The sequence below is a fragment of the Parazoarcus communis genome, from assembly GCF_003111665.1.
Lineage (GTDB): Bacteria > Pseudomonadota > Gammaproteobacteria > Burkholderiales > Rhodocyclaceae > Parazoarcus > Parazoarcus communis_B.
Map to the genome: position 1 here is coordinate 3,117,754 of NZ_CP022188.1, position 12,015 is coordinate 3,129,768.

Here is a 12,015-nt window from a genome sequence, read left to right on the forward strand (position 1 = left end):
CGATGGCGATCTCTCTGCTGGAATCACAATCAACTCGCCTCCCAGTCCGTCCGTCTTGCAGGTTCGCAGCCTGACTGCTGACGTTGCGCCAGTTGATGGCGTTGTTGGCATCAGATTCTTTAGTCTGGGGAGTACCGGACGGAAAGGAGATGACTCCGGATTTCTTGAGTTTACCGGCGATAGCGGGCATTCGGGCGGGGCTGGTGCCGGCTTGGAAACCCGCGTACGTAGCGGGATGTGGCAGGTCTCAACCAAAGGGAATGCTGCTCATGGGATTCATATCGAATCCGGCGGCGGAAATGGCGGTCAGGGTGGAGAAGGAACTGGGCTTAAGTATTTTCCAGGCCAGGGTGGAAAAGGGGGAAATGCTGGGTCTGGTGGAGATGTGATGGTCGACTTTGCTGGCGACATTGCCAGTACTGGTGGAAGCGGCAACGGAATCTTTGGACACAGTTGGGGCGGTAACGGGGGTAATGGAGGCGACGGCAGGAACAGTTTGGAAGGCACCGGAAACGGGGGGAACGGTGGGCGTGGGGGGCTTGGTGGCGGTGTCTCGTTGCTCAGCGCTGGAAGCATTGTCACGCTTGGTAATAATGCCTACGGCATGTACGGCCTCAGTGAAGGTGGCGACGGTGGTCATGGTGGAGGCGGGTACGGCAGCCTGAGCGCGGCAGAAGGTGGCGATGGAGGCGCGGCTGGTGACGGTGGCTGGGTGATCCTCACCAACAACGGCGATGTTTCCACGCGCGGGGAGGCGTCTCATGGTGTCTTGGCGCAGAGCCAGGGCGGGCTGGGAGGTGACGGCGGAGGAATTGGCGGGTTGGTGGTTGGAAGCGGTGGTGCTGGTAAGAACGCTGGCCATGGAGGCCTTGTACAGGTCAACAATTTTGGCGTGATTGAAACTCACAGCAATAATTCTTATGGCATTTTTGCGAGAAGTGTCGGCGGCTTTGACGAGAGCACCGGTGGTGGGGGTGGCGGGAGCGCGCTCGGCCTATACGTATTTGGCGGCAGCGCTGGAAGCGGTGGTGCGGGCGGTACGGTTAGTGTTAACAACCGCGGCCGAGTCGCCACCTTCGCAGACGGTTCCACGGCTGTTCTTGCCGAGAGTATCGGCGGTGGCGGGGGGAATGGCGGCGCTGCGGTTTCCGCGGGTGCATACGTCAGCTTTGCCTGGGGGGGGAGTGGTGGTGCAGGTGGGGACGGCGGTGATGTGACCGTCGACAGCCGGGGCGGCACGATTTCCACCGCTGGCGAGAATGCTACTGGAATCCAGGGTAGCAGCATCGGCGGGGGCGGCGGAAACGGTGGCCTTGCAGTCAGTATTGCTGTTGGCGACAAAGGCGCCTTGAGTTTTGCCAGGGGTGGTGATGGTGAGAAGGGCGGCAAGGGCGGAAAGGTTGCCGTTTTGGCCGACGGCGCCGTCAGTACCCAGGGAAGCGGGGCGCCGGGAATTGCTGCCGAAAGCATTGGCGGAGGAGGTGGGTCTGGCGGAAACAGTATTTCCGTCGCGGCTTCGACTGGCTACAGCATTTCAGCGAGCGTTGGCGGAAAAGGTGCAGAGGGTGGTGCAGGGGACACTGTCACTGTCGGCGATAAGCTGGATCCAATACGGGGTGCGATTGCCACCACGGGCGACTGGTCATCCGGTATTCATGCACTGAGTATCGGAGGTGGTGGTGGGTCTGGTGGCCTGGCCGTCGCGGCCTCAGTTTCCATCAGTGGCCCCGTTTCGGTGTCGCTTGGTGTAGGTGGAGATGGCGGTGATGGCGGGTCGGGAGGCACTGTGACCGTCGTTAGCCAGGCTGATATCACTACAAACGGCATGAGTTCCCACGGGATCAGGGCGCAGAGTACCAGCGACGGTGGAGGCGACGGCGGCTTTGCCTTCTCCGGCGCAGGGGCATTCGGTGGAGTGCCCAAGAGTTTCTCGCTGTCGGTCGGCGGTGACGGTGGCAAGGGCGGTGCAGCAGGTGCGGTGGAGGTTGCCAGCCAGGGAGTGCTTGCAACCTGGGGTAGCGGTTCGCACGGGATCTATGCAAACAGCGTGGGCGGTGGGGGCGGCGCTGGCGGGACAAGCATCAGTACGGCAGTGGGGCTCGGCGCCGGGAGTTCGGACAAGAGTTGGAGCATCACCAGCGCTTTCAGTGTTGGCGGCAATGGCGGCGAGGGAGGCGCGGGTGGAAATGTAAGCGTAGGGACCGTCACCTTACCGCTTTCAGGACAGATCGAGACTCATGGAAATGGTTCGCACGGCGTCGTTGCACAGAGCATCGGTGGTGGCGGTGGTCAGGGTGGATCCAGTCTCGTACTGAAATTTGACAATGATCTGGCACTCGGCGATGAAAACTCCTCTCTGACGCTCACGGGTGCATTTGGAGGAATAGGTGGAAAAGGCAACATCGGTGGAGCCGTCGATGTCATCAACGACAGTGCAATCCGGACGTTCGGCGACATCTCACACGGTATCTTCGCTCAGAGCATAGGCGGCGGTGGCGGTAGTGGTGGCAGTGCCGAGGCGATCAGCCTGTCTGGCTCAGGTCTGTTGCCGCTTAAGGATACCGAGGTCACAAGCTGGGGTATCGAATTGAGCGCTGGTGGTAATGGAGGTGACGGCAACAAGGGCGGCAAAGTAAGCGTTGTCAATCGCGGCTCGATCAGCACCGAGGGTGAGCTTTCACGCGGCATACTGGCACAGAGTGTCGGAGGTGGCGGTGGCAGCCTTGTCGATGGCATTTTGGGCAAGGTCGGCGACTGGGTGGATGCTGCGGGGGACGTTCTTAGTGCGCTGGAGATTGCCAAGACGCTTCACGAGGCATACAAGGAAGGCGAATTGAGCGGTCTGGTGCCACATAGCCTGTCGGTCACCGTTGGTGCCAGCGGTGGAGTCAGTGCAGACGGTGAAAAGGTAAGTGTCGATAACCAGGGTGATATCAGCACAAAAGGCCTTGAAGGACATGCGATCTTTGTGCAAAGCATAGGTGGCGGCGGCGGAGAGGCACAAGCCTATGCCAAAGGTAAGGGACAGGGCGAGGATGCGGACGTTGGAATCGGGCTCCTCGGCGAAATCGCCATCGGCGGTGCCGGCGGTGCTGCGGGCAACGGCGGCGAGGTGGATATTGTTCATGGTGGCAGGATCGTTACCTCGGGCGCAGGCGCCTATGGTATCTATGCACAGAGCATCGGCGGCGGTGGCGGCCAGGCTGGTAGCATTGGCGGCGGCTTTTCGGATCTCGACAGCATTGGTTTTGGTGCTGCATTCGGTCGCGATGGCGGCAGCGGAGGTGACGGCGGTTTGGTGACGGTGCTCAGCTCTGGCGATTTCACGACCTACGGCACCAGCGCCATAGGTATCTTTGCTCAGAGTGTTGGCGGCGGAGGCGGCGTCCGTGGCGGGGTAGACGGAATGTTTGCGGGTAGCGTCGGCGGGTATGGGGCTGCCGGGGTGGTAGAGGTATCGCATTCGGGTAACGTTATTACTCATGGCGAGAATGCGCATGGAATTTTCGCGCAGAGTGCTGCTGGCCTGGCGGGTGATTTGACGAAGCTTGTTGAAGTGATTCCCGGATTACCACCCGTTACGTTCGTTATTGGGACCTACGCTGGCAAGAGCGCCGACACTACCGTCACTCTCAGCGGCAACATCGATACGCAGGGCGTCGATTCAGTCGGTATTCTCGCCCAGTCCCGTGGTGAAGCCGGCGCAGGAAATGTCGCCATCAAGATCGACAGTGGTGGCGTGCGCGGTGGCTCGGGTGAAGGCGCTGGTGTGAAGTTCCTTGACGGCAAGGACAACACCTTGCTGAACCGCGGAATGATTTCGGCTCTGAGTGGCAATGCCATCGTTGGCGGCGATCAGAACGAGGCCGTTGACAACTACGGTACCGTCAGCGGTAGCGTCATGCTTGGCGGTGGTGTCAATCGATTCACCAACCATCATGGCGCTGTATTCGAGTCCGGCGAGGTCGTTGATTTGGGTGCAGGGACAGGGCTGAATAGTTCCGGCACCCTGTCACCTGGTGGTATCGGCAAGGCTCAGGCGACCGCACTGACGTCAAGTTTTCGGCAGGCGGCTGACGGTACGATGGTCATCGATATCGATCTGTCGGGCGGGGCTGGCGACCGTCTGGACATTAGCGGCACGGCGCTGTTGGCCGGTGAGTTGAAAGTGCGGCCGATGCAGAGTGGCCGAGCACTTCCCGGGAGTCGTGAAAGTGCATTTATCAGTGCGGCCGGTGGTCTGGCTGACGCTGGGTTGCTGTTCGATGCGCCGGCCTCGGCTATCGTCAGCTACGGCAGTCCACGGGTTACGGCCAACGGCATTACGCTTCCTTACGAGGTTGATTTCACCCCGGGGCCAGTGGGGGCGTTCAGTAGCAATGCCCTCCATGTGGCGGAGCATGTTAGCGCCATTCAGCGTGCCGGCGGGTCGGAGAGCTTCGCACCAATCGCGGCGGCACTGGTGGACCTGCCGGATGCTTTGAGCCTCAATGCCGCTTATCAGCAGTTGATTCCGGAATCCTTGGCTACCCTGACCACCGAAACAGCGGCTGCGAGTGTGGCGTTCAATGATGCCATGCACAGTTGTCGGCAACAGGATGGCGATCACCGCTTCGTGAGGGAAGGGGAGTGCCGTTGGCTAAGGGTGGATGGTGCTACTCGCAGCCGGGACGATACCCGCAGGAGCCCCGGGTATCGGCTTGATATTTTTTCGATAGCAGGTGGAGTGCAGCAGGAGCTTGCTGCCGACACCCATGTTGGCTACGGTCTGTCGTTTCAGCAATCTGATCTTGACGCATCCCTGACCAATATTGGTGGCAAACAGGTCGAGGGCGGTCTCATTCTCAAGCGGCGCTACGATGCCACCATGGTGTCCGGGTCTGTCAGCGCTGGCTACGGCTGGTACGACACTCGTCGCGACGTAAGCCTGCCGACGCCAGGGGTCTCTGCCAGCAGCAAGCAGGATATCTACTTCGCTTCGATTCACGGCCGGATCAGCCACGATTTTGAGCAGGAGCCGAATCGCTACGTCCGTCCGCTCGTGGACCTTGGGGTTACTCAGGTGCACCGCAAGGGCTTCAAAGAGAAAGGGGCGGGCGGTGCGAACCTGACGGTCGACGGTGACGACGAGACCTTGGTCACTCTGCAGCCGGCGATCGAGTTTGGTAGTGAGGTCCGGCGCGACACCGGCACCCTGATTCGGCCTTATGCACGGATCGGCGTCACGCGCTATCTGACAGACAACAAGCGCCGAGTGACGGCCCGACTGCAGGGAGCTCCCGCCAGCGTAGCGCCGTTCACGATCGAAACTGAGGGTGACAGAACCTTTGTAGATCTGTCGATGGGGATGGACGTGATAAAGCGCGAAGGCGCGAGCCTGCGTTTGGGCTACACCGGGCAGTTCTCCGACAACTCCAGTTCCCATGCCGTGCTTCTGAAGCTGCATGTTCCGTTCTAGACAGGCTAAGCGGCTGATTGTCCTGGTTGGTTAGAAGGGGGATCTGTTTGCATGGCGGTGTGTCGTGCGAAGTCGCGCGATAGCGTGCTCAGGCGGGATCTGCCGGCAGTTTCTTCAAGCGCAGAACGATGGCGAGCAGGAGCAGCAGGCAGAGCCCGAGAACTGCTGCGATCCCGTTCCAGCGCCCGAGACTCCAGGCGAAGCCGGACAGGCTGCCGATGAGGCTTGCGCCGAGGTAGTAGAAAGTGAGGTAGATGGCGGTGGCGAGTCCGCGGCGCTCCTGGCCCCGGCGGGCGACCCAGCCGCTCGAAATCGAATGGGTGGCGAAGAAGCCGAAGGTGAAAATGGCGACGCCGGCGATGAGCAGGGCGAGTGCGTCGCTGAGCGTGAGCAGGAGTCCGCTGATCATGATCATCACCACGACCCACTGTACCTTGCGGCGTCCGAAGCGATCCGTGAGCTGTCCGGCAAAGGCCGATGCCCATGATCCGACAACGTAGAGCAGAAAAATTGCGCCGATTGCGGTCTGGCCGAGATTAAAGGGTGCTTCGAGCAGCCTGAAGCCGAGATAGTTATACACGCCAATGAACACGCCCATCGCGAGCAGGGCGGTGAGAAACAGCCATGGCAGGCCCGCGTCGCGGCTGATGTGACGGGCGTCGTCGATGATGCGCGAGATCGAGGCTGCGCGCGCCTGGAAATGGCGCGAGGGTGGCAGCCGGTACCAGAACACGGCGGCGGATACGATGCCGAGGAGCCCGAGCGTGAGCAGCGCGATGCGCCAGCTGCCAAGGTCGGTCAGCAATGCAGACAGTACCCTTCCGCTCATGCCGCCTAGCGCATTGCCTGCGATGTACAGACCCATTGCCTTGCCCTGCGCGCGCGGTGACACCTCTTCGCCGATGTAGGCCATGGCTGCGGCAGGCAATCCTGCAAGGCTGGCGCCGAGCAGTGCCCTCAGGATCAGCAGCTGGCTGAAGTCATTGACCGCTGCGCACGCGAGCGCAATCAGCGCAGCCAGGGCCAGCGAAATCTTCATCACCTTTTCGCGCCCGCTCCGGTCGGCGAGGACGCTTGCCGGAATCAGCATCAGCGCGAGTGCTGCGGTGCCAGCAGAAACGCTGAGACTGGCGCTTGCCGGGCTGATGCCGAACTCGCTGGTCAGCAGGGGGAGCAGCGGCTGGGTGGCATAGAGCATGGCGAAGGTCGCAAAGCCGCCGACGAACATTGCCTGGTTTGCACGCTTGAACGCTTCGGAACCGGCTTCGAGCTTCTCTGTGGTTGGTGGGGGTGGCACGTCTGATCTGTCCGGTTGAGGTGTTGTTCGATGGCCGATCTTAGGTTGTGCCCACTTCGCCAGTCCAATATATTCGAGCAGTCTTATTCATATACAGAAGATATCAATGGAGCTGCGCCATCTACGTTACTTCGTTGCGGTTGCCGAGGAGCTGAGCTTCACCCGGGCGGCTGAGCGTCTGCATATCGGCCAGCCGCCCTTGTCGATGCAGATTCGCGACCTGGAGGCCGAGCTCGGGGTTCTTCTGTTCGAGCGGACCCGGCGCAAAGTCATGCTGACCCAGGCCGGTGCACGTTTCCTCGTGCGTGCCAGGAGCATTCTTTCCGCCGCGGTCGAGGCGTCGGAGGAGATGCGCAGGGTGGCAAGCGGTGAGGCAGGGGAGTTGAGAATCGGGTTTACGTCGTCCTTGCCCTATACAAATACCCTGCCTGACGTGCTCTATGCCTATCGGCGCCGCTACCCCGGCGTTCATCTGCAGTTGCGAGAGATGTTCTCTGCCGAGCAGTTCGACGCAATTGCCCGCGGCAGCCTCGATATCGGATTGGTCCGTACCGGTGCACCGAGCGGGCAGGGCGGTATCGCCGTGCGGGAGATCGGGCGCGACCCTCTGCGTATTGTCATCAACGCGGCGCATCCACTGGCGGGGGCGGCTGCAGTGCACTTTGCCGACCTCCGGGATGAGGATTTCATTACCTTTCCGACGGACGCGGGCACCGGTTTGCCCATGATTTTGCGAGGCTTGTGCAGGGCGGCAGGCTTCGAGCCACGGGTGGTCCAGCTTGCACGCGAGGCTACGACGCAGATCGGCCTCGTTGCGGCGGGTCTTGGTCTTGCGCTGCTGCCTGCGCCGCTGGAGTGTGTGCGCATTCCACGCGTACGCTACCTCCCGATTGCGGGTGACGGCGCCTTTTTTCCGGTGGCAGTTGCGCACCAGGACGGTGAGCCGAGCCCATTGCTGCGCGGGTTTCTGAATGTGCTGGATGAGGTGACAGGCGCAGCCGGCGGCGCGTTGCAGGAGTATCCTTCGTCAACGCCCCAATTTTTACCGTCCGGAGACTTGCCATGAAAACGGCTTACACCACACCCTCGGCCACTTTTGCGGCCCTTTCGTCTGCATGGCTTTCAGCCTGCTCACAGCCGTGGACGGCCTGGCAAGGCTGGTCCCAGTTGATGGGCAGTCAATGGCAGCAGTGGTTGAAAACGGTGGGTTCGGTGCCGAACGTGTGGTTGCCTGCACTGGCAGCCGAGCGCAGAGGCCAGCCGCCAGCGATCGATTTCTTTCTGCCGTGGTTGCCGCGCGGCGAGAGCAGCGTGATGCCGCTGGATGTTCACGGGGCGGAGACCGCGATGCGCCTGATGATGCGGGCTGCGCTTCCGCTGTTCGGTGCTGCGGCAGGAACCAGCACGGAGGCCGAGGAAGTCAAGGTCGAGCCGGTTCGCGAGAAAGGTCCGGCGCGCGTGCTGGATCTCGTTGCGCGTACATCGAATGTTGTGGATGCCGAGGTGGTGAGCCCGAAGCCTGCCGCACCGGTTGAGGCGCCCAAGGCAGCGTCATCGCGCTCCACGCGCGCAAAGCCGGCGGCACCGGGCGCGGCGAGGAAGCCTGCTGCTGCGGCGAAGACCGCCGCAGCGGAGACCACGGCAGCGAAGACCACGGCAGCGAAGACCACGGCAGCGAAGACCACGGCAGCGAAGACCACGGCAGCGAAGACCACGGCAGCGAAGACCACGGCAGCGAAGACCACCGCAGCGAAGACCACCGCAGCGAAGACCACCGCAGCGAAGACCACCGCAGCGAAGACCACCGCAGCGAAGACCACCGCAGCGAAAACTACCGCAGCGAAAACTACCGCAGCGAAAACTACCGCAGCGAAAACTACCGCAGCGAAAACTACCGCAGCGAAAACTGCCTCAGCCAAGCCCGCGCCAGCGCCTGTGGCCGCGGGCGTGACGACTGGCGAAGTCAAGGCCAAGCCGGCGCCGCGCCGTGTGCGCAAACCGGCCGCTCCGCCGACAGACAAGGCGTGATGTTTGCCTGATGTAACTGGCTAAATGGCCTTGTCGCGTCGAACAGGCGCGGCAAGGCGCATTGCTCAGGGCTTGAAAAAGCGTTCAGCGATTTCTTCCGAAAGCGGCATGCCGGTACTGCGCGCGCGTTGCAGCAACTCCCAGTAGTAGCGGTAGGATGCGCGGTCGTGCAGGCGGCCGTTGTGCTGAATGGGCCCCCACGATGCATTTTGGGCGCCGGTCAGGATTTCACCAGCTTCTTCCACCTCGGAAAAGTCCGGTCGCATGGCTTCGACAATCGGCTGAATCTGGTTGGGGTGGATGCTCCACATGCGCAGATAGCCAAATTCCTTGCGCGCGCGCGTCGCGTCCGCGCGAATGACCGCAAGGTCCTTGAGCTCTGTTGTAACGTTGTGTGACGGCACCACGCCGTTTGCCAGTGCTGCAGCCGAGATTTCCGTCTTTGCACGCACGACCAGAGGGTGTTCAAACTGGCCGGGGCTCTTCATTGCCGACCCTGGAATGGCGCCGTGGTGACCGGAAACGAAATCCATCAGCCCGAAATCAATCGATTCGACGCCGTCGAGCGCTGCAATCTCCCATGCTTCGCGCAAGGCGCCGTGGGTTTCGATCAGGACGTGTACCGGCAATGCCTGTGTCAGGCCGGCGCGCTGTTCGATGCGCCGCAGTTCGGCGATCTGGGCTGCGGTATCCGCGGCGGAGCGCACTTTGGGCAGGGTGATGAACGCAAGTTGCTTTCCTGACCGCCCGACCAGGATCTCGAGGTCGCGCTGCCAGTGTGCGTGGGTGATGTCGTGGATGCGCGCGCCGACGCGTCCGAAGCGATTGTCCTTGCTCGTCACCAGGTTGGCGACCATTTCCGCGTGCTCGGCTTCAGCGCCGGCGCGAGCACCGTCTTCGCAGTCGCCGGTAATGTCGAAGATCGGGCCGAGCTGATGCTGCAGTGCCATTGCCTTGCCGATCATCTTTTCGGATCCGGCGTAGTGGTCAACAGCAGGCAGGTTGGGGAACGGTTTTTCGCCGGCGAAGAGGATGTCGCGCGGGTGAGTGGTGCAACTTGCTGTCATGAGCGTTTCCCTTGAGAACCGGGCGCAAGCATAGCAGCAGGGTGGTAAACGAAAAAGGCGCGCAACCCCGAGGTGCGCGCCTTTGAGCGATCTGCCGGGACTCGCGCCCGGCAGTTGTTCGCAAATGCTCAGCCGAGCAGATCCTTCACGCCTTCGCGCTCTTCGAGCAGCTCGTTCAGCGTGTGGGTCATGCGCTCGCGCGAGAATGCGTCGATCTCAAGGCCCTGGACGATCTTGTACTCGCCGTTTTCGGTCGTGACCGGGAAGCCGTAGATGATGCCTTCCGGGATGCCGTAGGAGCCGTCGGACGGAATGCCCATGGTGACCCATTCGCCGTTCGAACCGAGCACCCAGTCGTGGATGTGGTCGATGGCAGCGTTGGCGGCCGAAGCAGCGGAGGACAGGCCACGTGCTTCGATGATGGCAGCGCCGCGCTTGCCGACGGTGGGCAGGAACACATCGCGGTTCCATGCTTCGTCGTTGATCATGCCCTTCACGTTGTCGCCATTGGAGGTGACAAAGCGATAGTCGGCGTACATGGTGGGCGAGTGGTTGCCCCAGACGACCAGGCTCTTCAGGCTGGCTACGTCACGACCGGACTTGGAGGCCAGTTGCGACAGTGCGCGGTTGTGGTCCAGACGCAGCATGCCGGTGAAGTTCTTGGCCGGAACGCGACCGAACTTCTGGGCCACTTCCTTGGCGATGTATGCGTTGGTGTTGCACGGGTTGCCGACAACCAGCACCTTGCAGTCGGGGTCGGCGTACTGGCCGATCGCTGCGCCTTGAACGGTGAAGATCTTGGCGTTTTCGGTCAGCAGGTCCTTGCGCTCCATGCCGGGGCCGCGGGGGCGGGCACCCACGAGCAGGGCAACCTTGGCGTCCTTGAAGGCGACGTTGGGGTCGTCAGTGGCAATCATGCCGGCGAGCAGCGGGAAAGCGCAGTCTTCCAGTTCCATCATCACACCCTTGACCGCCTTCTGGGCCTGGGGCAGATCGAGCAGTTGCAGGATGACGGGTTGGTCCTTGCCCAGCATTTCGCCACTGGCGATGCGGAACAGCAGGCTGTAGCCGATCTGGCCGGCGGCGCCGGTGACTGCAACGCGTACGGGGGCTTTGCTCATGTGTGTACTCCCTCAAAACAAGACGGTCTGGGTGAATTGTTCGTGCTCTCGACGCAACCCCCGGTGGCGGGAATACGCATCAATGTGCGTCGCTCTGGCGGCAATTTCGAGGCGCGGAAATCTTAGGATCATCTGAGTGCGCTGTCAAATCGTGTCTTTTATCTTATATAAGACATATGATGACCCATAGACTCCTGAAAAATTTTGTGCTGAAATACACGGATGGCTCAGGAATCCCCCACATTCAGCCCTCTTTACCGCCAGATCAAGACCCTGATTCTTCAGGCGCTTGAGGCGGGGGAATGGCGTCCCGGGCAGGCGATTCCCAGCGAACAGGAACTTGCCGCACGCTTCGGTGTGTCCCAAGGTACGGTGCGCAAGGCGATCGACGAGATTGCCGGCGATAACCTCCTGGTGCGAAAGCAGGGCAAGGGTACCTATGTTGCCTCCCACAACGACCCGCGAGCCTTGTTCCGGTTTTTGCGACTGGTGCCCATCGATGGTGATCTTTCCCATCCTAAAAGCGTGCCGCTCGATTGCTGGCGTGCAAAGGCCGGTCAGGAAGCATCCCGCATGCTCGCGATCGAACTCGGTGCGCCAATCATCATTCTGCGCCGACTGCTCAAGTTTGCGAACAAACCTGTGGTGGTTGACGAGATTTATTTGCCGGGCGAACTGTTTCAGGGCTTGAGTTTCGAAACGCTTCAGGATTGGCATGGTTCGCTCTACTCGCTGCTTGAGAGCCGTTTTGGCTCTCGCATGATCCGGGCTCAGGAGCGTATCAGGGCGGTCGCGGCCGATCGCTCCACCAGCGAAGCATTGAAAGTTGCAGAAGGTACCCCTTTGCTGTCGGTCGAGCGGGTGACCTACACGTACGGCGATAAGCCGGTGGAATGGCGTCGTGGTTTGTACTCGACGGCGGAGCATTACTATCTGAATGAGCTGAATTGATGAGGTCAAACGCCGCAATGACGGGTGTTTCATCGCTATAATCTCAAGCTTTTGGGAGTCTGCGGCGGATTTTCGCCGCGCATGTTGAGGGGA

Annotated in this window: 8 protein-coding genes; 4 read left to right on the top strand and 4 right to left on the bottom strand. The window is 61.3% G+C overall.

Annotated elements, in window-relative coordinates:
• Nucleotides 1–247 precede the first annotated feature (247 nt).
• Nucleotides 248–907, bottom strand: a complete 660-nt coding sequence (locus tag CEW87_RS22440; RefSeq protein ID WP_159098166.1) for a hypothetical protein — start codon at nt 905–907, stop codon at nt 248–250.
• A 441-nt stretch (nt 908–1,348) separates the two neighbouring features.
• Between CEW87_RS22440 and CEW87_RS22890 the strand changes: the two genes are divergently transcribed.
• Nucleotides 1,349–5,458: an autotransporter outer membrane beta-barrel domain-containing protein gene (locus CEW87_RS22890; protein WP_159098167.1), complete on the top strand. Its 4,110-nt coding sequence runs from the start codon at nt 1,349–1,351 to the stop codon at nt 5,456–5,458.
• 88 nt (nt 5,459–5,546) lie between these two features.
• Here the strand turns inward: CEW87_RS22890 and CEW87_RS14225 are convergent, their stop codons facing one another.
• Nucleotides 5,547–6,686, bottom strand: coding sequence for an MFS transporter (locus CEW87_RS14225; protein WP_108973984.1), 1,140 nt, complete (start codon nt 6,684–6,686; stop codon nt 5,547–5,549).
• Nucleotides 6,687–6,861: 175 nt separating this feature from the next.
• On the opposite strand from CEW87_RS14225, the gene CEW87_RS14230 reads away from it, so the two are divergent.
• Nucleotides 6,862–7,821, top strand: coding sequence for a LysR substrate-binding domain-containing protein (locus CEW87_RS14230; RefSeq protein ID WP_108973986.1), 960 nt, complete (start codon nt 6,862–6,864; stop codon nt 7,819–7,821).
• Nucleotides 7,818–8,783 (top strand): hypothetical protein, encoded by a 966-nt coding sequence (locus CEW87_RS22445; RefSeq protein WP_159098168.1) that lies wholly within the window; start codon nt 7,818–7,820, stop codon nt 8,781–8,783. The genes CEW87_RS14230 and CEW87_RS22445 overlap by 4 nt, the downstream gene beginning before the upstream one ends.
• Nucleotides 8,784–8,848: 65 nt before the next feature.
• On the opposite strand, the gene CEW87_RS14245 is transcribed toward CEW87_RS22445, so the two are convergent.
• Both CEW87_RS14245 and CEW87_RS14250 read right to left on the bottom strand, forming a co-directional pair.
• Complete coding sequence (locus CEW87_RS14245; protein WP_108973988.1) at nt 8,849–9,850, bottom strand: HpcH/HpaI aldolase/citrate lyase family protein; 1,002 nt, start codon at nt 9,848–9,850, stop codon at nt 8,849–8,851.
• Between the two features lie 128 nt (nt 9,851–9,978).
• On the bottom strand, nt 9,979–10,971 hold the full coding sequence (locus tag CEW87_RS14250; RefSeq protein WP_108973990.1) for a malate dehydrogenase: 993 nt from the start codon (nt 10,969–10,971) through the stop codon (nt 9,979–9,981).
• Between the two features lie 222 nt (nt 10,972–11,193).
• Between CEW87_RS14250 and CEW87_RS14255 the strand changes: the two genes are divergently transcribed.
• Nucleotides 11,194–11,922, top strand: a complete 729-nt coding sequence (locus tag CEW87_RS14255; protein WP_108947741.1) for a GntR family transcriptional regulator — start codon at nt 11,194–11,196, stop codon at nt 11,920–11,922.
• The last annotated feature ends 93 nt before the right edge of the window (nt 11,923–12,015 follow it).